Genomic DNA, 21261 nt, shown 5'->3' with positions numbered 1-21261 from the left:
TAAGAGTTGTGTAGTCAAAATGCCTTGCTGATCTCACTCAGAGACGGCATTTAATAAACGAAAAAGCCTGCGAATTTGTCAGTCGCAGGCTTTGATTTTGAGTATTAACACAAGCTTTAGTGGCGTTACCCTATTCCACCGTCACACTTTTATTCCACCGTTACCGACTTCGCCAAGTTACGCGGCTGGTCAACGTCGGTGCCCTTAATTAGCGCTACGTAGTAGCTCAAAAGCTGTAGTGGCAAGGTGTAGATGATAGGTGCGATTGGCTCGTCGCAGTGCGGTACGTCGATAACGCGCATGGTTTCATCCCCTGCAAACGCGGCATCTTTATCGGCAAATACATACATAATACCGCCACGGGCGCGCACTTCTTCAACGTTCGATTTTAGTTTTTCGAGCAGTTCATTATTCGGTGCAACCACAATAACGGGCATTTCATCATCAATAAGCGCAAGCGGGCCGTGCTTCAATTCACCAGACGCGTAGGCTTCGGCGTGAATGTAAGAAATCTCTTTAAGTTTAAGCGCCCCTTCCATGGCAATAGGGTATTGATCGCCACGACCTAGGAATAAACTGTGGTTTTTATCGGCAAACTCTTCCGCTAAATCTTCGATTCCGTTTGTAATAGCCAAGGTTTCTTCAAGTTTGGCAGGCAAGCTGTGAAGCGCAGACACAATGGCCTTACTATCGGCGTCAGTCATACCGTTTTCTTTGCCAAGCGCCAGTGTCAGCATTAAAAAAGCGGTGAGTTGGGTAGTGAAAGCTTTGGTAGACGCTACCCCAATTTCCGCGCCTGCACGGGTCATAAATGCAAGGTCAGATTCGCGCACCAATGACGAGCCCTGAACGTTACAAATAGTCAAACTCGACATATAACCCAGTTCTTTCGCCAAGCGAAGGGCAGCTAGTGTATCGGCTGTCTCGCCTGATTGAGAAATGGTAATAAGCAAGCTGTTCGGGTGAACCACTGACTTGCGATAACGGAATTCTGATGCAATTTCTACATTACACGATACATTTGCATACTGCTCTAGCCAGTAGCGCGCCGTCATACCTGCGTGATAACTCGTACCGCAGGCAATTATTTGTACATGCTGTACTTTTTTGAATATGTCGTCAGCCCCTTGACCAAATACATCTGCGGTAAGACCATTTTCATCAATACGATCTTTAAGCGCATTACGCACAACCGTTGGCTGCTCGTGAATTTCCTTCAGCATGTAGTGGCGGTAACCCGCTTTGTCACCGGCATCGTGCTCGATATTCGATTCAATCACTTCGCGCTCAATAGCGTTTCCGTCTTTATCGAAAATTTTAACTTCACGACGGGTAATCTCTGCCACATCGCCTTCTTCTAAAAAGATAAAGCGGCGTGTTACTGGTAACAGTGCCATTTGGTCTGACGCGATGAAGTTTTCGCCAAGGCCCAGACCAATAACAAGCGGGCTGCCTGAGCGCGCGACTACCACGCGACTAGGATCTTCTTTGTCCATGATGACAGTGCCGTACGCACCGTGGAAGGTCTTCACCGCACTTTGTACCGCGTCAAGTAATGTCTTACCTGCCTTCAGCTCTTCGTGCACGGTATGTGCGATAGTCTCAGTGTCTGTGTCACTGGTAAAGGTGTAGCCTTGCTCTTTTAGCTTCGCCTTTAAACTTACGTAATTTTCAATAATGCCGTTGTGGACCACAGCCACACGTTCGGTTGAAAAATGCGGGTGTGCATTTGCTTCCGTCACACCTCCGTGAGTAGCCCAACGGGTATGAGCGATGCCGGTTGTTCCGAGTGCTTCACCTTCTGCTACCGCATCAGCAAGCTCTTGTACTTTACCGGTACGACGAATACGCGTTAGCGTGCCGTCGTTTTGCAACAGCGCAACGCCGGCTGAATCATAACCGCGATATTCGAGCCTTTTTAACCCTTCTAGAAGAATTTCTACCACGTTACGTTCAGCAACAGCGCCAACAATTCCACACATAATTACTCTCCACTAGGCGCTGCAATAAGCACAGTCACGCCCTGATTTTCAATATTAAGCTTGTCTTGCTCACTAATGCCTTCATCAGTGATCAAAACAGAAATGTTTTTCCAGCTCAGCTCTAGGTTCGGCATCTTATGCGTTAATTTCTTTGAGCTGGCTACTATTACCACTTTACTGGCCGCCGCAGCCATAGCGCGAGTTACACCTATAAGCTCGTTAAACGTTGTGGTGCCTCGATTAACATCTATGCCAGCAGCACCAATAAACGCTATGTCAAAACTATAGGCATTAACTAGCTGTTCAGCCATGGCACCTTGAAACGATTGAGATTGCGCATCCCATGTGCCGCCTACCATTAACACCGTCGGCTCTTTATCACTCTGAGTAAGGTAATTGGCTGTCGATAACGTGTTGGTCATTACCACTAAATCATCGATATGTGATAAATGGGGCAGGATGGATGCGGTAGTAGTCCCACAGTCTATAACTAGCTTGCTGCCAGGTTTTACCAAGCTGGCTGCGCATTGGCCTATAACACTGACTGTCGGGCTAACGGACAAACTCGAGAAAGCGTCATTGGTGATAGTTTGAGAAGAGCCAGCATTCGAGTCTGTAAATGATGGTACAGGCACTGCGCCACCAAATTGTCGAATGAGCAAACCTTGCTTCGAAAGGGCGGCAAGATCTTTTCGAATGGTAACTTCAGACGTAGCAAAACGCACGGCCAAGTCTTCAACTTGTGATTGACCGTGTTCTTTTACCCACGCCACTATCTGCTGGCGGCGTAGCTCAACTGACTTACTACTTTTCAATATTACCTCGACGCTCTTGTGGACGTATTGTTAAAACTTGCTGTTTGCATTGTTCTAATTGAGAACAAGCCATGAAAAAGCCAACAAAACAGTCCACCAACACAATTTCGATCTTCGAGCCATAACTTTCAAAACGAAAGTTATTAGTTTTAAAGTGAAAGTATCGTAAGTTAAATTGAAATATGGATCAAGATAATTGTTTATTTAAACGCCAGCGATGTCTTTCGTTCGCTTGCTGTTATGGCCAACTCAATCACTTTGATAACAGATACAACCGTACTCGCATCTGCTGGCGAGAATTTACCGTCTTCGATAGCATGAGCAAGGCGATTGAAAAACGTTAGGTATTCACCTTTCAAGGTTGTAATTGTCTCTTTAATTAGCTGGCCGCTTTCACTCGCCACAGCTAGCACACCATGCTGCGCTTCACTTGTTTTCGCCCAGCTTACATCGTCGAAAGATAGCCCTGCTCTGAGCTGATCTTCTTGAGGATCTAAATGAAACTTTCGAAAGCTGCCTTTTGTACCTTGCAAGTCGAAACGCAATGTTGCCCCCGCCTGAAAGGCTGAGCTACCTAGCTTTACTACTCTATCACTATAGTGAAGGGTCACATCAAAGGTGTCATCCGACTGCCCATTCTCACGCAAGACTTGTATGTTTGCCGACACTTCTTGCGGCTCGCCAAAAAGCTGTAGTACTTGGTCGATTAAATGGGGGCCTAAGTCCCAGAAGATACCACTGCCTGGCCCTGCATTTTCACGCCATCTGTCTCGTGGTACCGGGCGAAATCTATCGAAGCGGCTTTCTAAACGTTTAATATCGCCAAGCCTTCCATCGTTAATTAACTGCTTAATAGTGAGAAAATCGCCATCAAAACGCCTATTGTGGTAAACACACAGCTGTTTATTCTGAGTTTGTGCAAGTTCTACTAACGCTTCTGCCTCTTCACTATTCAATGTAAATGGCTTTTCCACCAGTACATGGCAACTGTGCTCTAGTGCCAGTTTCGCCTGTGGTCCGTGAAGGTGATTTGGTGTAGTAATAACCACCAAATCTACATCGTGAATTTTTAGTGCCTCTTCTAACGAGCTATACACTTCCGCATGGGGCAAGACAGCTTTGACCATGTCAGGCTTTGAAGAGATAACGACATCCACAGAGAACTGCGGCAGATAATTTAGAAAGGGTAGATGAAAGGTTGTGGCTGAAAATCCAAAGCCAACAAGAAGAGTAGATATCATCGCATATCCTTGTGTAACGAGAAACAAAAGGTAAGTAAACACACACTATCAGTAATAATAGAGAGAAAAAACCATAGATAGTTCATTATTTGAAAGAGTGTTTAAAACAGGTGGACTATTTATGCTTAAAGCAACTCTGAAGGCGTTGTTTTAAACGCTTCTATTAGCCATTTGTTTTTATCACCTTTTTAATTGAGCAATAGAGTGACGGGGCTAAAGAAGAAATTGGGCCAGCAACTCACCGTTAACGGTTGCCAGCCCTAATATTTTAATTGCTGCTCATGCAGCCTGTAACGAAGAACAGCCTTTACTTTTTAGTAGGGCGCGGCCAATTTGGAATGTTGCGCTGCTTACCCCGGGCAACGGCTAGTGCATTTTCGTCGACTGTTGACGTGATCACTGAACCAGCGCCCACCGTCGCACCCTTGCCAATGTTCACTGGGGCTACAAGCGATGAATTTGAGCCGATAAAGGCATTTTCACCGATGATCGTTTTAGATTTGTTCACACCATCGTAGTTACAGGTAATTGTACCCGCGCCAATGTTCGCTTTCGCACCAACTTCGGCATCACCTAAGTAAGTTAAGTGGTTTGCTTTAGCGCCTTCACCCAAAATAGCTTTCTTCATTTCCACGAAGTTGCCCACTTTGGCATTTTTTTGCATTACTGCGCCTGGACGCAGTCTAGCGTATGGCCCGACTGTGCATGCTTCACCTACACTGGCCTCTTCAATAATGGAATTTGCTTCAATCACTGCATTATCGGCAATAGTACAGTTGCGTAAAATACAGTTAGCACCAATGGTAACGTTACTGCCAATCGTCACCTTACCTTCAATAATCACGTTCACGTCAATAATGACGTCGTTACCGGTTTCTAGTTGCCCTCGTAAATCAAAACGAGCAGGGTCCAATAAAGTGACACCATTGGTCATTAGTTCTTCGGCTTGACGACGCTGAAGCGCGCGCTCAAGGTTCGCTAACTGCAAGCGGTTGTTTACGCCCTCTACTTCTACCGCCGACTGTGGCTGCGCTGACTGTATTCGCTTACCTTCAGCCGCTGCCATCGCAATTACGTCAGTAAGGTAGTACTCACCTTGTGCGTTGTCATTGCTTAATTCGCCCAGCCAGCGCTTAAGATCGGCGCCAGACATCATCATCATGCCGGTATTAATTTCTTTAATTTCACGCTGAATATCTGTGGCGTCTTTATGCTCAACTATCGCAGTAATATTGTCGTTCTCACGAATAATCCGGCCCATGCCTGTTGGGTCATCTAAATTTACAGTGAGCAATGCTAAGTCACAGCCTTCCTTTGCCGCTTTCAAAGCACTTAAGGTTTCTTCGCGGATCAGAGGTGCATCGCCAACTAGTACAAGTACGTCTTCATTGTCTTTAATATGAGGCGCTGCTTGCTGAACAGCGTGTCCCGTACCTAACTGTTCAGCCTGTAAACACCAGTCTAGGTTGTCTTCAACTACCGTAGCCTTCAGTTGATCACCGCCATGACCGTAAACCAAATGAATATTGTCAGCACCCAGCGATTTAACGGTATTAATGATGCGCTGCACCATAGGTACACCACCCACCTTGTGTAATACCTTTGGCAACGACGATTTCATACGGGTACCTTTACCCGCCGCTAACACAACCACTGAGAAAGCCATATAATTCCTTTATTTCGCAAAGAGAATGAAAAATCGAAATATAGTTTAACCAAGGCCCAACGATATGTCAGCGATTGATTCATTTTGAGGTCTGACCGGACGACTTTGCGTTGCGCTTTCGTTCTTCGTTATTTAGTCTAAGTTAAGAGAAACTGCCTAGTAGTTCATTATTGCAACAGGTATACTCAACTCTTGGGTTAGGTTCAGTCAGGCAAGGGAGCATGCGCAGTCTGTGAACACATTTCGTACACTACATAGAAGTATTCTGGTGCTATTTGCGGTAGTGGTTATCGCTATAGTTACACTAGTACATTTCAGTATTTCAAAAATCGTTGCCGAACAAAGTCGTGCGCAGCAGCAGTCATTGTCGCCCGCCATATCACTTATCGTCGAGCAACTTCTAAAGCCACTACATATTTCTGAAGCTCTGGGTCACTCTACCGAACTCGTAGATTTAATGAATGGGGAAACCATTGACCAAGAGGCTGTTTTTAAGACATTGGATCGTCTTGAAAATGAATTCGGGCTATCTTTTTTCATTGCTAGTGAAGCAGATAGAAAACAATATAACTCTGATGGCACTATTATTAATCTTATCGAGGGTGAAGTAAGCTGGTACTTTAAATATCGCGACTACCCCGCGGATGCCGTAGCCGACATAGGTAAATGGGAAGACACTCACTTTTATATCGATATTAAAATTCACGATAAATACGGCCGTTTTTTAGGTTTTTTCGGCGTAGGCAAGAGCCTGCGTAGTTTTATTGAAGTGTTCGACACTTATAAACAAGAGTATGGCTATGACTTCTTGTTTGTTGACGGTGAAGGCGACATTATGCTGTCTTCAGACCCTAGTCTAATTGCCTCTTATTCCGAATTTACTAACTTATCTGAACTCCCTTGGTATGCCAGTCTCCCGATGACTATTCAAAGCGAGCAAGCCCTAAACAATAAGTTAGTTACTATCGACCAAAAAGATTTTCTTATTGCGGAAGTTAAACTAAATCAGTTTGGTTGGACTGTATTTCTTCTAAGCCCACTAGAAGATCGTCAGGCAGAAATTTCTCAGGCGTTCATCTTCAGCGTAGTAACACTGCTTGTTGTTGTATTCTCACTGTTCTTGCTGATCTACAACCTTCTGTACTATTTCAGAAAAGACATGCAGCCAGACTTAGTAGTACGTCATAGCAACCGCCTTCCTGAAAAAGATAACTTACAGCTTATCTATAAAACGCTGTTAGCCGAGCACAAATCGCTCAGCGTCATGTTAATTAGCGTTGACGAACTATCAGATATTGTTGATGCCCACGGGCGGAATGCCGGTGATGACATTCTAGACAAAGTGGTTGCCTATCTAGCGGAACATATGCGCGAGCAGGATGTTGTGGGTAGATGGAGTAGTGCAGAGTTTATTATCTTGTTGCCTCATACTGGCCCGCATGTGGCGTTTGATATGGCTCAAAACCTTCGCCATGGCATTGCTACACTTCCACCATTGCAAGAGCTACCAGAAATTGTGATTACCGCTTCTATCGGTATTTCATACACGGCGTCACCTCGCGCAATGCATGAGGTAACCGCACACGCTGAAGACGCACTTTATCAAGCGAAGCGAGACGGCAGAAATTTAGTCAGAATGCAGCTGATAGACTAGCCTAGGTTCGTTGGAATCTACGCAGGTTTAACCTTAAGGCGTTTTCGTTTGAGAACGCCTGTCGTTAGCGCCACGCCAAACAAAATCATCAAACCGCCCACTATGGTTTGCGCTGACAAATGCTCTTGCAAGAAAAGTACACCCCAAATTATGCCAAATAACGGTACTAAGTAAGCGACCGTAATGGCTTTAGCTGGACCCACATCGGCAATCAATTTGAAATAGAGAATGTATGCTATGCCGGTCCCTCCAACAGCGAGTGCCACTGCATTTATCCACGCATTCACACTTGGCATTGTAGCGGGCAAAGTTGCAAGGGCAAACGGCGCCAACATCACACTTGCCATGGCCTGACTGCCTGTAGCAACCACTAAAGGTTTAACCCCTTGCAGCCATTTTTTCATCATACACGCCGCTATACCGTAGCCAGTAGTAGCCAGAAGCGCAGTCAAAATGGGTAGGAAACTAATGTCTCCCTCACCGAGCTTTTGCTGACTGATCACTGTAACCCCCACAAAACCGATGAAAAGTCCGGCAATTGCTGATTTTGTTAACCTATCACCTAACCACAGCCAAGCAACAATAGCTCCAAACATTGGCGCGGTGGCGTTTAGAATAGCGTTAACGCCCGCCTCTAAGTGCAGACTGCTGTAATTAAAGAGCACAAACGGCACGGCGGTATTTGCCAATCCTACAAGCGCTATGGCAAGCCAATGATGCTTGATCTCTCTTACTGAGCCGCGCAGTAGCAGTAAAGGAAATAGCACCGCCGTTGCCAGTAAGGTACGAATTGCCACCAACACATAAATGCCGAACTCTGGTGCTGCAACACGCATAAAAATAAACGAACCGCCCCAAATACCGGCTAACACCAGCAGTGAGATAATGTCTTTTATTACCATTCTCTTATCACCATTTCCCTATCACCCGTTTTTTATGACCATTTTCTTATGACCACAACACCCCTTGGGCTCCTTCCAAATTAAGTAAATACTGCTTACGCGGTAAACCACCTGCGTAGCCCGTCAGGGTTTTGTTACTGCCAATTATACGATGGCAAGGCACCACTATAGCAATAGGGTTACGACCATTCGCCATACCCACGGCGCGCACAGCTTTTGGGTTGCCAATTGCGTTTGCGATATCTAAGTAACTCGCCGTCTCTCCATACTTCACTTGTTGCAAGGCATCCCATACACTGTGTTGAAACGCTGTACCTTTGGCAGAAAGCGGTAGGTCGAATTCGTTAAGCTTTCCGTCAAAATAGGCGCGAAGCTGTCTGCACGCTTCATCAGTGATTGCGTTGCTATACGCTTGCATATCATCACTAATTCGCTCGGCGTGCTCTTGATTACCTTTTAATACCTCGTTTTGATATGTACTGAATTCCGCGAATTCGTTCCGATTTGAGTAAGGTGTATTTTCTGGCTCAGCGGCGTTTACAAACGCAATAGACGTTATGCCTGTCTGAGTGGCCTCGACTTTAACAAGTCCCTGTTCACTGCTCACAAAACCTGTATGTATCATTTTTACGTTTCACTCTGCTGGTTGCTTAATTGCCACAGTTGAAGGGTTAAGTAACTGCGCCACGGCGCCGCTTTTTCCGGCTCAACAGGGTATAGTTTTGCCATTTTACGAACGATTAAGTCACCGCCAAGGTAAATGTCAGGGTTTCTCTCTCCGCGCATTTTTAAATAATCGAGGGTCCACGGCCCGACACCTTTAATAGCAAGAATATCATTATGTGTAGGTATACTATCGCCTACAAAGCATTGTGCAAAACTACGCACAGCCTCTTTTCTAGCTTGTGGCATGCGTAAAAACTCAAGGCTACTGTTTGCGATATCTTCAGGCGTCGGAAAGCTATACCGCTCACTCGTTGAAGATTCAAAACCACTTAATGGGAGCGCTTCTGGTACCCTTTTACCTAGCTGATGTACTAGTAACGTTACCTGCCCAATCGCTGCTTTCACACTGACTTGCTGACCTACAATGGCGCGACAGCCACTTTCAAATACGCTCCAGGCGCTGGGAAGACGTAGCCCAGCGGTTAACTGGTGGGGCAATAACCCAGCCTGAGTAAGGCTTTGTTCTATTAACAGGGGGTCTGCGTGAAGATCAAGAACCAGCCTTATATTTTCAATTACGGTATGAAGGCCGTTTAAATCTGGCATGTCAATTTGAACGTTGAACCCGTTACGCTCTTCATCGTGCTCAGCTTTAAAAAAGCCTATTTGGGATTGGCTTGAAAAATACCGCTCATAGCTGTTGTCAGTAACATATTCCAAGCCTTTGATAGCGCGAGTAGCTAAGAAGTCTCGTACATAAGGCCAGTTGTATGGTGGGCGATAAGATAAAAATAACGATATACCCTTTTGTGCAGTGTGTTGCTTTTTCCTTAGCTGTGTTGGCGAGGTCCCACAATACTGCTCTACCGCTCGCTGTAACTGTCTAAGCGATTGATAACCCGCCGTCACAGATATATCTGTCATTGATAAGCAGGTTTGTTGAATAAGCTGTTTTGCAAACAAAGCGCGCTGCATGTTTTGAAATTGCTTTGGCGATATACCAACGGCATTGACAACCAACTTATTCAAGTAACGCTCGCTAATACCTAATCGACAAGCAATATCAGCGACACTCGCAATAGGAATACTAGATAATAGGGAAAGCGCTCGGTTGATGGTAGCTCCCACGCCTTTCCATGCGGCAGAGCGAGGTGCACTATCGGGCCGACAACGAAAGCACGGTCGATAACCTTGGGCCATGGCCTGTGTAGCATGTTCAAAATAGGTAACATTTTCTTCTTTGGGAAGACGCGCTGGACAGATTGGCCTGCAGAAAATACCGGTGGTTTTTACTGCAACGAAAAAACGTCCGTCAAAACGCGGATCTCTGCTAAGCCTAGCCTTTGAAAATATAGATTCAGATAACGCCTCGTGTTCTGAAACCCTATCATTTTGCACAACACTATTGTCTGACATGAGTACGTAGCGCTCGCCTTTTGTTCGTTACCTATACCTAGTGTATCGTGCCTTTAAGGCGTAAGTGCGACAAAATCGGTACTCGATAAAAATGAGCAGCTTTGGTGAGCCCAATTAGCGACATTTGATCATTGATGCGGCTAAACGCATAATAATGCGATAATAATAATTAACGCCCTGTGAGAAACGTTAGAAGCCACAGGCATAACGAGCTGACTGTATGCTGAATTCTTTGCGCTCTTTACTACTGCGCCTGACACCATTTTGGCTATTTGCAACTTCAATAGTCATGACTCAAGGTGCCTCTGCTGATTGGCTTGATGACTACGCAAGTTACGTTAAAAAAGAAGCCTCAAAATACAATGTGCCAGGTTACGCCTTTGTGTTTTATGAACAGGGTAAAGCGCCTAGGGTTTACGTTTATGGAAACACACGTAAAAAGGGCGGTGAGAAGATCACTGAAGATACAGTTTTCAGGCTAGCTTCTGTTTCTAAAACTTTCACTGCCCTACTTTCAGCTAAACTGGTTGAAAAAAACCAACTCAGTTGGGACACGCCAATTTCCACTTTATTGCCTGACATACCCTTTACTGGGCAAGGGATGGGGGCGCTGCAGCTACAACATATTGTTGGTCAATCCAGCGGCTTTATGCCAAACGCCTACGACAACCTGATTGAAGCGGACTATTCACTAGAACGGGTACTCAAATCCCTTGGTGAACTTGAGCCCCTATGTGCACCAGGCGAATGCTACACCTATCAAAATGCACTCTTTGGCGCATTGGAATACTATTTCAGCAACAACAATACCTCGTACTCGCGACAACTACAGGCCAACCTGTTCTCACCACTGGGCATGAAAACCGCCAGTGTAGGAAAAGGCGGTTTGCTTGCGTCAAAGTCATGGGCACAACCACACATTGCTATCGCCAGAAACAAGTGGCGTGAAGGAAAAGTAGAAAGCAACTACTACCGTTTTTCGCCTGCTGCTGGTGTTAACGCCAGTATTTCAGATATGACCATTTATTTGCAGGCGTTACTGGGAGAATTTCCAACGGTGATTTCTGATGAAATGGTAGACTACGTCACGACAGAACGAGTAAAAACTAAGCGTGAAACCTATCGCAGGGGCTGGCGCGGTATGATAAGCGATGCTCACTATGGTTTGGGCTGGCGTATTTATGATTTAAATGGCAAGCAGCTTAATTATCACGGCGGATGGGTAAAAGGCTACCGTGCAGACGTGGCGTTTTTACCCGAAGAAAAAGTAGGCTATGTGATGCTGATGAACGCAGAGTCGAATATGATTAATTCGACAACAGCCGAACTTTGGAAGCGCTTTTTGAAAAAAGCCGACGCAGCTAAGTAACAGCTACATCGGCTTTTAGGGCCTGTACCAATAAACCACAAGCCCGTTGTTTTATATTGCGGCTTACTGTTTAAGGTAAGTGTAACCCGCTAAACAGTTTTCATAAAAGTCGGTCCAGCGTACCCCCTCGCGAGGATTCAATTTACCGTCCCACACGTGCTTATCTATCATGCGCTTCACATCTGACGCCATTGCACGTGGGTTATACTGCATAACGTTAAGTACATCTTCTACCGACGAACCTTTCACTACTTCTTCAATGTAGAAGTCTTCCGGATCGTCGTCATAGCTGTAAATGTGCACTTCGTTTAAGCGGCCAAACAAGTTGTGCATATCGCCCATTACGTCTTGATAAGCGCCCGTTAAAAACAAACCAATATAGTAAGGCTCATCTTTCTTAAGTGGGTGCATTGGCAATACATCAGTAATTTCACGGCCAATGGTGAACTGATCAATTTTACCATCGCTATCACAGGTAATATCCACTAGCGAGCAATTAACCGTGGGTTCTTCATTCATGCGGATAAGTGGCACTACTGGCAGTAACTGGTCGATTGCCCATGTATCTGCAGCCGACTGAAACACAGAGAAGTTACACAGATATTGAGACGACAAACTGTAATCCAGCTCTTGAAGCTCTTCTGGCACATATTCTTCGTTTCGATACCACTGCTGTAAGCGGCCCATGATATCCCAATAAAGCGTTTCTATTTTGCCTAGCTCTTCAAGTGACAACACGCGAAGCTTAAATGCATCTAGCGCCTGTTCTTTATACTGCGACGCATCATTATAAATTTCATGCATATTCGTTTGTTCATCAAACGTTTCTGCAAGTTCACGCATATTCTTTAAGAAGAAATGTTCGCCTTCTTTTGCAGAGGTATCCATTTGCGATGCATTAGACTTAATTTCGCCCACAATTTCTGTAATAACGCAGCTGTGATGTGCGGTGATTGCTCGCCCGCTTTCACTTACAAGGTGAGGATGCGGTACGCCTTCAAGGTCGCACATTTCCTTCATGCCATAGACAACGTCAGCAACATATTCTTGCATGCTGTAGTTACGCGAAGACTCATTAGTTGAGTTACTGCCGTCGTAGTCGATACCAAGACCACCGCCTACATCAACATAGTCTAGCGCGAAGCCCATTTTATGAAGATCGGCATAAATACGCGCCCCCTCAGTTACGGCTTCTTTAACTGCACGAATGTCAGTTAACTGGCTGCCAATATGGAAATGAAGTAGCTTCAAGCAATGCGCCATACCTTGCTCTTCAAGGTAGCGAGCTGCGTTAATGATCTCAGTAATGGTTAAGCCGAATTTCGCACGTTCGCCACCGGAGCTTTCCCACTTACCACGACCTTTCACCGTCATTTTAGAGCGCACACCGATGATAGGGTCAATTTCCAACTCTTTCGCTATTTTCACAAGAAGAAGAAGCTCAGTGTACTTTTCAACCACTACCACAACGCGGCGTCCCAGCTTTCTGCCTAAGAGCGCAAGACGCATAACTTCGTCGTCTTTATAACCATTTAAAATAGTCAGCGATTCTTCATTGGTATTCATGGCTAACACTGTTAGCAGCTCGGCTTTTGAACCCGCTTCTAAGCCGTAGTTGTAAGGCTTGCCAGCATCGACAATTTCTTCAACCACTTCGCGCATTTGGTTAACTTTTACCGGATAAACACCTTGGTACTGGCCTTGATATTCAGCTTCTTCGATGGAGCTTCTAAATGCTTTGTTCAATCCAGCAACTTGCGAGCGCAAAATGTCGTGAAAGCGCACTACGACAGGAAACTGCACGCCTTCTTTGCGGATATCTTCAATTACCGAATTAAAGTCGATTCGAATGCTAGGATCTTCAGGAACAGGGGTAATATGTACATTGCCGTTTTCACCAATTTGAAAATAGCCACCACCCCATTGAGACACGCCATAGACGCGCTCCGCTTCTTCGATGCTCCAATCTGACAATTTATTCACCTATTTGTAAGTGGGCTAGGCCAATACCTAGCATAGAAAGTGCGAAAATAAGCAGCGTATTATAGACAACGAAAGACTGAACGCGAGCCCTGTTGCGATGTAAAATATCTATTGTCGCGACTAATTTTGTTTATCGTACGCCAGCTTTTTTAGCCTATCCATGTTCGAACATAGTCTATAACAACGTTATCTGCTTTATCTTCACAATGGGTTATAAACTCTGAGATGCTTTGAGTACGTTCAAGTTCAAATCCTAGTTTAATTGATGGCGCGGCAAAAAACTTCTCTGCAATGTGGTCAGCATCTGTTGCTTCATCTTCCAGCCATGTCTCACTGAGCTGACTTCGCCTATCTAACTTTATAGGTGCTTTTATTTGATTGAAGGTATCGGAATTGGGGACTTGCCAACCACGCATGTCTACAAATAGGTGGAATGGTCTACCTTTACGGGTTTTCAAGCAGTCAGAAAGTTTAGCGAGATACTGAATGTTGGTAGACATATCCCACTCGCCACGAAGCGTGACCAAAATACAATTTCTAAACGGCTCAATATGAAAAGGGGTCGTAGACATTTATTCGTACATCTCTATGACTATATGAATAGTGAATTCAACTTCTATAGCCTTCACATACTAAAACCGAAACTCGTTAATCACAACTAAAGTTGTAGTACGTTGTAATCAGGTTTTATACCTTTAAATAAAAGGCCTGCGTATACGCAGGCCTTTTATGGTTACCTATAAGAGAATAGACATCGTACTAATCGTCTCCGAACTCACGGATAATACTGTTTATCGTGTCTTTGGCGTCACCCAATACCATGCGCGTGTTGTCTTTGAAAAACAGCGGGTTGTCTACGCCAGCAAAACCGGCATTCGCAGAACGCTTAAGTACAAACACCGTTTTCGCACGATGGGCTTCGATGACTGGCATGCCGTAAATAGGGCTGCCTTTCATCTCTTTAGCCGCTGGGTTAACCACGTCGTTCGCGCCGATAACAATAACCACGTCGTAGTTTTCCATGCGCGGATTAACGTCATCCATTTCGTATAGCTGGTCATAAGGCACGTCAGCTTCTGCCAATAATACGTTCATGTGACCCGGCATACGCCCTGCTACAGCGTGAATGGCGTAATCAACCGTACAACCATTTTCTTCCAGTAATGATTGCAGTTCACGTACCGCATGCTGCGCTTGCGCAACCGCCATTCCGTAACCCGGCACCACCAGTACGGCTTGCGCGGCCTCTAATACATAAAATGCATCTTGCGCGGCTAATACTTTAATCTCACCTTCTATTTTTTCGCCAGCTTCTACCGGCTTGGCAAAGCCAGACAACAACACATTCATCAATGAACGGTTCATGGCCTTACACATAATATTGGTAAGAATTAAACCTGAAGCGCCTACTAGTAAACCGGTAACAATCAATATTGTGTTACCTGTAGCAAGACCTGCCGCCGACGCTGCTACACCTGAGTAGCTATTTAAAAGCGCAATAACCACCGGCATATCTGCACCACCAATTGAAATGGTAGCCCACAAGCCAAAGCTTAATGACAGCGCGATAGCACAATATATCCAAAGCGGGTTGCTAGGGTCGGTAGCAAAGAAGTAACCAATCACTACCATAGCGATAATATGCAAGATACTTAGCTCACGAAGCCCTGTAAAAATAACGGCTTTAGAGCTCATTTTGCCCGACAGTTTACCCCACGCTACCACTGAGCCTGAGAACGTAATTCCCCCAACTAAAATAGTGAAAAACAGGGTAATAAAAGTAAATGCACTTTCGGTTTTAAGCGTTATTAGGCTCATTCCGGCTAACGTTGCCCAACCTAAAAGCAATGACGCTGCACCACCAAAACCGTTGAACAGCGATACCATCTCGGGCATTGCCGTCATTTCAACGGTTTTAGCTTTCCACGCACCAAAAGCGCCGCCAAGTACAAACCCTAACAGAATGTAGTGGTAGCTAATTATTTGCTGATCAAGCAAGGTAACAACTACAGCAACCAGCATACCAATGGCAGAAATGAAGTTACCTTTCTTAGCTGTATCTGGATGGCTAAGTAATTTAAGTCCCAGAATAAATAGTGCCGCAGCAACTACGTACGCAAGGTTTATTACAGTTACGATATCACTCACTTGCGTACTCCTTATTTATCTTTTTTCTTGAACATGCCAAGCATGCGATCGGTAACAAGATAACCGCCCACTACGTTTATGCTGGCTAGCGCCACCGCAGCGGTACCAAGAATGGTGGTTAACAGATTATTGTCACTACCCGATGCGACTAATGCGCCCACCAACGTAATACCTGATATTGCGTTAGAGCCTGACATCAAGGGTGTATGTAATGTAGCAGGCACTTTCCGAATTAACTCAAAACCCAAAAAAGCAGCCAGCAGCACGATGAAAAGTAGGTAAATGATTTCCATGATTAGGCTCCTTTGTATGCGTTATTAAGCATGTCGTTGGTTATCTTGCCGTCGTGGGTAATTACACAGCCAGCTAGAATGTCGTCTTCCAGATTCAACCCAAAAGTTTTGGTTTCATCCTCAAAGAACTCATCAACAAGGTTGTAGATGTTATTGGCGTACATATCGGTGGCGGCTTTAGCAACAAACTGACTCCAATTGCCGTTGCCGATTACTTTTACACCACTAATTTCTACGGTTTCGCCCGCCACCGAACCTTCAACGTTACCGCCTGATGTAGCCGCCATATCAACCACAACACTGCCTGGTTTCATCAGTGCCAGGGTGTCTTTTGAAATAAGAACAGGTGGTTTGCGACCAAATAGTTGGGCGGTAGTTATAACAATGTCAGAGTCGGCAATCGCGTCGCGCTGCGCTTCTTGTTGCTTTGCTTTTTGTTCGTCGGTCAGTTCTTTTGCGTAACCGTCCTTCGTTTGGCCTGTTTCCCCAATGTCGATTTTAAGGAACTTACCGCCTAGAGATTCTACTTGCTCAGCCACTACCGCACGTGTGTCGTAAGCAAGCACGTTTGCCCCTAAGCGTTTCGCCGTTGCAATGGCCTGAAGGCCCGCTACACCTGCGCCAATAATAAATACCTTTGCTGGTTTAATGGTGCCTGAAGGAGTCATCATCATTGGGAGTATTGATGGCAGCTGATTAGCGGCCTGCATCACCATTACGTAACCGGCAAGGCTGGCTTGAGAGCTCAATGCGTCCATTTTTTGTGCGCGAGAAGAGCGGGGGATCATCTCTACAGAAATTGCGGTTAGCCCTTTTGAGGCAATAGATTCAATAAGCGGTTGCTGAAAGAAAGGGTCAAGATGGCCTACCACAATGGCCCCTTTTTTCATCAACGCTAGCTGCGCATCGGTGGGTTTATTCACCGCCACCAGCATATCTGCTGTTGATAATGCTTCATCTACATCATTAATGATTGTTACGCCTGCGTCCTGATATTCTTTATCTGAATAACCTGCACCCTTTCCTGCACCGGTTTCGAGCAATAAAGTCGCGCCTTTCTTCACCAGACGCTGTGCACTGCTTGGCGTAGCAGCACAGCGCTTCTCCACATTATTTAGGGGATCTGGCGTTTTTGCTTCATTTAATATTATGATTTTCACACACACCTCCTCACTTTTCGGCAACTTGAGAATGACACTGTCCAAATGCAACATAACCATTTAATTCGCTTATGCTTGGCATTCTCTGGCTAAATTACATTCAATTTTTAATTACCCGCCCTGTTCTTTTGACAGCCGGTTAGTACAGCACCGCTTTATTTTTAGGCGAATAGAGAGCAAAAGTACGCTAATCACTTATTCTTAACTACTACATTTTCCTTACGACTAATAACTAATACGAATAAAGAAATGGCATACAGTCAACAAATGCGACCAATGAATATTCATTCACCATATGAATAAATAAAAATGCGTTCATTTTTTGCACAAAAGTAAACTTTGAACGTTGCTTTAAGAATGCTGTAAGAGCACTTTGTAAAATCTTCTAAGCGAACAAAGGCGCGGTAAAAAAGTGAAAGCGCGAATCGGGTTTATGAAAGTTTGTTAATCAAGGTTAGTGATCGAAACATAACCTCGCAGCGTTATAGCGCTGACCACAGCAAAGAGACATTCGACATGTTTGGACTTTTCAAAAACAACCCAACGAAAAAAATGCGCAAGCAATACGATGCTTTATTAGAAAAAGCCATGCATGCACAACGAAATGGCGATATCAAAACGTATTCGCTGCTAACGGCTGAGTCTGAGACACTTTGGAAAGAGATTGAAAAGTTAGAAAGCACAGACAACGCAAAAAAATAGCCAACGTCATTTTTAACTCGTTTTCTCGCCCTTTGTTATTTAAGCCCTTACAATGATGCCTCAAATATAAATGCATCAAACAATAAGGCGTTTTTGATATGCAAATAGGCAGTGCTATAACAGCATTTAAACAGTCCACTTCCAGGCTAATGTTCTTGGCCACCTGCGCGGTGCTGTCTAATGCAGCTTTCGCCATTGAGGCTGGCCAATATTACTATTTCATTTCTGATAAATGCGAAGCGAAGGGCCCTCAAACGCCTGAGGAACGCGGCGCAGTTACCGCTGATGTCATGCTGTTTGAAGTTGTACCAGCTGGGATAAGCGACTACTACGTAAACATGAACACAAGCGCACTGGTTAACTATGCAGAAGCAGGACAAGAGTACCTGTCATCATTGGAATCAGAGCAGGCTTATACTGCCGGCAAAACGCCTTCGAAAGACAGCCTTAGAAAAGATGGCAACGCCATCCAGCACGACTTCATGCTGCAGCGCGAAGCCATAGATTTGAAAACCTTAATTAACGCCTTAAATGGCTTTTCGCAGCTCCAATCAGATAAAGGCTACTTTTTTAAGAAAATTGTGGGGCTTTCAAATCCCAAGGCTAAATTTAAAGCTATCACCCGGGTACGCTTAAGCGATATGGGTTATGAAAACCGTATGAAGCTAACTAGCTACACAAGCGACTATTTTATGCTTGATGAGCAAGGCAAGGCACCTGATACGCCATTTATTACGGTAGATCACGGTGCCGCACTGCGCAATTCACTTCACGACACCAACAGCCCCTACGCGATATTTACCCAAAATTCAGTATGCGGTGAAAAATGGGAACTGGGAAACTAGTAAGGTAATTAGCCAAACCCTGCTTTGAAAGTTTGTTGAAAGCGCCGGGCTTGGTTCGGCGTTAGCGGCTTTCGGTTTGGACAACACGGTTTTAATTACTACGATAGAGCGTTTTAATAAGGTGGAAGCCGAAGCGTGTTTTCACTGGCCCGTGTACTTTAAGCACCTCTTTTTTAAACACCACATCGTCGAAGGCTTTTACCATTTGGCCTCTACGAAATTCACCAAGGTCGCCGCCCCGCTTACCCGACGGACATTTAGAATAACGCTTCGCCAAGGTAGCAAAGTCCTTGCCCTTTTTAAGCTGCTCTAAAATAGAAAGCGCTTCTTTCTCTGTTTTTACCAAAATGTGAAGTGCAGATGCCGTTGCCATTGTGAAGCCTATTTGTATATCAAGATTTGAGGATTATAAACGAGGGCAGTGCTATCCGTAAGAGCAAAGCATCCGAGCGATTGAAATACCCTTTTACAAATCAATTTTACTTTCCGCTACTGTTTCCGTTAACGTAAGAACTGGACAAAATTCGGACAATAATAACGATGAAACGATTTTTTAAATGGATTGGTACTGGCTTACTTGTCATTCTATTAGCAGGCGGTACATTTGCTGCGCACGAGTGGTATGCAGATAAACCTTTTTACTTTAATAACCTACTTAATCGAGAACTAGTAAAGGTAGCCTTTGATAGCCCTGAGACTTTAACTTCCCTTGGTTTTTTAGAATCAGTTGGCATTAAAAGTCACAACGCCGAGTTAGATGACGCAAGCCTAGAGAAAAACGCAGCCTTGTTCGACAAAGCACGTCATATTCGCGAAGGGGTGTTAGCGTATGACGACGAAGACTTGAATAAAGACGAGCAGCTTTCAAAAGAAATCACACTTTACTTGCTTGATTACCTTATACGTAACGAGCCATATCAATATCACAGCTATCCAGTAAACCAGCTTTTCGGTGTACAAAATGGGTTTCCCAGCTTTATGGAAGGTCAGCATCAAATTAATGATGCTACTGACGCAGAAAACTACTTAAGCCGGTTGCGTGCAGTAGACGAAAAGTTTGCGCAGGTACTCGAGGGCCTCAAATTGCGAGAGGAAAAAGGCATTATTCCTCCCCGTTTCGTTATTGAACGTGTACTTGATGAGATGAATAACTTCATTGCTTCGCCAATAGAAGAAAATATTCTTTATAGCTCGCTGAAAGAGAAAATGTCGAAGACGGAAGAAATTTCTGAAGAGCAGCAAGATGCGTTTTTAGCCGAAGCTCAAACGATAATAGGTGATGATGTAGATCGCGCCTACCAGCTATTTATTGATTACTTCACCATGCTTCAAGCCAAAGCCGGCAATGACCACGGCTACTGGCATTTACCTGACGGCGACAAAGTGTACGCGAACGCGCTACGCTTTTTCACTACCACTGACATGACTGCCGATGAAATTCACAACCTAGGCTTAAAAGAGGTAGCAAGAATTCAGGGCGAAATGTTGGCTATTCTTGCTGGTGAAGGCTATGACGTAACTCAGGGTTTTTCTAGCGCTATGGACGCGCTAGCCGCAGACCCCTCTCATTACTATGAAGACAGTGATGAAGGTCGCGAACAAATTCTTAAAGATTACCAAACCATACTCGATGAAATTGACGCAGGTATTAGCGAAGCATTTAGAATTCGCCCTGAAGCAGGTATGGAAGTCGTCCGCATTCCTGAGTTTAAAGAAAAAACGGCACCGGGCGCTTATTATCAACAGCCTGCAATTGACGGTTCTCGCCCGGGCAGGTTTTATGCAAATTTGTACGATATCAAAGCAACGCCTAAATACAGTATGCGCACACTGGCCTACCACGAAGGTATTCCGGGCCACCATTTCCAAGTAGCGTTAGCAATGGAACTGGAAGGCATGCCCTTTATTCGTAAAATGTCGCCCTTTACCGCCTACACTGAAGGCTGGGCGCTGTATACAGAATATTTAGCATGGGAAATGGGCTTTCAAGATAAGCCGCTAGATAACTTAGGTCGTCTGCAAGCTGAATTATTTAGAGCTGTGCGTTTAGTGGTTGATACAGGCATTCACGATAAGCGCTGGACCCGTGAAGAAGCCATTGAGTATATGGTGCGCAATACGGGGATGGCCCTGAGTGACGTCACATCTGAAATTGAGCGCTATATTGTTATGCCAGGACAGGCCACCTCTTACAAAGTGGGCATGATTAAAATTCTAGAAATTCGCGAAAAAGCCAAGCAAGCATTAGGCGATAAGTTTGACTTACGCGATTTCCACGATGTGGTACTTAAAAATGGGGCTGTGCCGCTAGCTATTCTTGAAGAATTGGTAGACGACTACATTGAAGAAAAGCTCGCCGAAAGCTAGAAAGTATAAGCATTGTAGAACGACCGTAGTACGCAGCGCTTTTGTCTTTGGT

Annotated in this window: 18 protein-coding genes; 5 read left to right on the top strand and 13 right to left on the bottom strand. The window is 44.9% G+C overall.

Going from position 1 to position 21261, the window contains the following annotated elements; genetic code table 11:
• Positions 1–149 precede the first annotated feature (149 nt).
• The 4 genes from glmS to glmU form a co-directional block, all read right to left on the bottom strand.
• Positions 150–1982 carry a glutamine--fructose-6-phosphate transaminase (isomerizing) gene (gene glmS / locus E5672_RS12885; protein ID WP_136782555.1) on the bottom strand — a complete coding sequence of 611 codons (1833 nt, stop codon included), beginning with the start codon at positions 1980–1982 and terminating at the stop codon, positions 150–152.
• Between the two features lie 2 nt (positions 1983–1984).
• On the bottom strand, positions 1985–2797 hold the full coding sequence (locus E5672_RS12880) for a DeoR/GlpR family DNA-binding transcription regulator (protein WP_136782554.1): 813 nt from the start codon (positions 2795–2797) through the stop codon (positions 1985–1987).
• Between the two features lie 200 nt (positions 2798–2997).
• Positions 2998–4038 (bottom strand): Gfo/Idh/MocA family oxidoreductase, encoded by a 1041-nt coding sequence (locus E5672_RS12875; protein ID WP_136782553.1) that lies wholly within the window; start codon positions 4036–4038, stop codon positions 2998–3000.
• 307 nt (positions 4039–4345) lie between these two features.
• Entirely contained in the window at positions 4346–5704 is a 1359-nt protein-coding gene (glmU, locus tag E5672_RS12870; RefSeq protein WP_136782552.1) for a bifunctional UDP-N-acetylglucosamine diphosphorylase/glucosamine-1-phosphate N-acetyltransferase GlmU, read from the bottom strand.
• A 232-nt stretch (positions 5705–5936) separates the two neighbouring features.
• On the opposite strand from glmU, the gene E5672_RS12865 reads away from it, so the two are divergent.
• Positions 5937–7358, top strand: a complete 1422-nt coding sequence (locus E5672_RS12865) for a sensor domain-containing diguanylate cyclase (RefSeq protein ID WP_136782551.1) — start codon at positions 5937–5939, stop codon at positions 7356–7358.
• Positions 7359–7375: 17 nt separating this feature from the next.
• Here E5672_RS12865 and E5672_RS12860 read toward each other — a convergent pair whose 3' ends face one another.
• The 3 genes from E5672_RS12860 to E5672_RS12850 are packed head-to-tail and all read right to left on the bottom strand — an operon-like array spanning position 7376 to position 10342.
• Entirely contained in the window at positions 7376–8260 is an 885-nt protein-coding gene (locus tag E5672_RS12860; RefSeq protein WP_136782550.1) for a DMT family transporter, read from the bottom strand.
• Positions 8261–8306: 46 nt separating this feature from the next.
• Entirely contained in the window at positions 8307–8885 is a 579-nt protein-coding gene (locus E5672_RS12855; RefSeq protein WP_136782549.1) for a methylated-DNA--[protein]-cysteine S-methyltransferase, read from the bottom strand.
• Between the two features lie 2 nt (positions 8886–8887).
• Complete coding sequence (locus E5672_RS12850) at positions 8888–10342, bottom strand: DNA-3-methyladenine glycosylase 2 family protein (protein ID WP_136782548.1); 1455 nt, start codon at positions 10340–10342, stop codon at positions 8888–8890.
• A 220-nt stretch (positions 10343–10562) separates the two neighbouring features.
• On the opposite strand from E5672_RS12850, the gene E5672_RS12845 reads away from it, so the two are divergent.
• Positions 10563–11711, top strand: coding sequence for a serine hydrolase domain-containing protein (locus E5672_RS12845; RefSeq protein WP_136782547.1), 1149 nt, complete (start codon positions 10563–10565; stop codon positions 11709–11711).
• Positions 11712–11774: 63 nt separating this feature from the next.
• Here the strand turns inward: E5672_RS12845 and speA are convergent, their stop codons facing one another.
• The 5 genes from speA to E5672_RS12820 form a co-directional block, all read right to left on the bottom strand.
• On the bottom strand, positions 11775–13685 hold the full coding sequence (gene speA / locus E5672_RS12840; protein ID WP_136782546.1) for a biosynthetic arginine decarboxylase: 1911 nt from the start codon (positions 13683–13685) through the stop codon (positions 11775–11777).
• 158 nt (positions 13686–13843) lie between these two features.
• The gene (locus tag E5672_RS12835) at positions 13844–14266 is read right to left on the bottom strand and encodes an arginine decarboxylase (RefSeq protein WP_136782545.1); all 423 of its coding nucleotides are present in this window, start codon (positions 14264–14266) and stop codon (positions 13844–13846) included.
• Positions 14267–14453: 187 nt separating this feature from the next.
• Positions 14454–15842 (bottom strand): NAD(P)(+) transhydrogenase (Re/Si-specific) subunit beta, encoded by a 1389-nt coding sequence (locus E5672_RS12830; RefSeq protein ID WP_136782544.1) that lies wholly within the window; start codon positions 15840–15842, stop codon positions 14454–14456.
• 11 nt (positions 15843–15853) lie between these two features.
• Positions 15854–16135, bottom strand: coding sequence for an NAD(P) transhydrogenase subunit alpha part 2 (locus E5672_RS12825; protein ID WP_014951245.1), 282 nt, complete (start codon positions 16133–16135; stop codon positions 15854–15856).
• A 2-nt stretch (positions 16136–16137) separates the two neighbouring features.
• The gene (locus tag E5672_RS12820; RefSeq protein WP_136782543.1) at positions 16138–17295 is read right to left on the bottom strand and encodes an NAD(P) transhydrogenase subunit alpha; all 1158 of its coding nucleotides are present in this window, start codon (positions 17293–17295) and stop codon (positions 16138–16140) included.
• A gap of 516 nt (positions 17296–17811) precedes the next feature.
• Between E5672_RS12820 and E5672_RS12815 the strand changes: the two genes are divergently transcribed.
• A complete protein-coding gene (locus tag E5672_RS12815) occupies positions 17812–17997 on the top strand; it encodes a DUF6435 family protein (protein ID WP_136782542.1) in 186 nt (61 codons plus the stop codon).
• Positions 17998–18095: 98 nt separating this feature from the next.
• Complete coding sequence (locus E5672_RS12810) at positions 18096–18842, top strand: hypothetical protein (protein ID WP_136782541.1); 747 nt, start codon at positions 18096–18098, stop codon at positions 18840–18842.
• A 91-nt stretch (positions 18843–18933) separates the two neighbouring features.
• On the opposite strand, the gene ppiC is transcribed toward E5672_RS12810, so the two are convergent.
• Positions 18934–19215: a peptidylprolyl isomerase PpiC gene (gene ppiC / locus E5672_RS12805; protein ID WP_136782540.1), complete on the bottom strand. Its 282-nt coding sequence runs from the start codon at positions 19213–19215 to the stop codon at positions 18934–18936.
• A gap of 167 nt (positions 19216–19382) precedes the next feature.
• Here ppiC and E5672_RS12800 point away from each other — a divergent pair, with 167 nt between their 5' ends.
• Complete coding sequence (locus E5672_RS12800) at positions 19383–21209, top strand: DUF885 domain-containing protein (protein WP_136782539.1); 1827 nt, start codon at positions 19383–19385, stop codon at positions 21207–21209.
• The last annotated feature ends 52 nt before the right edge of the window (positions 21210–21261 follow it).

Source organism: Alteromonas portus (assembly GCF_005117025.1).
Classification (GTDB): domain Bacteria; phylum Pseudomonadota; class Gammaproteobacteria; order Enterobacterales; family Alteromonadaceae; genus Alteromonas; species Alteromonas portus.
The sequence above is the reverse complement of the archived record's forward strand: the minus strand, read 5'-3'. Positions and strand labels throughout refer to the sequence as shown.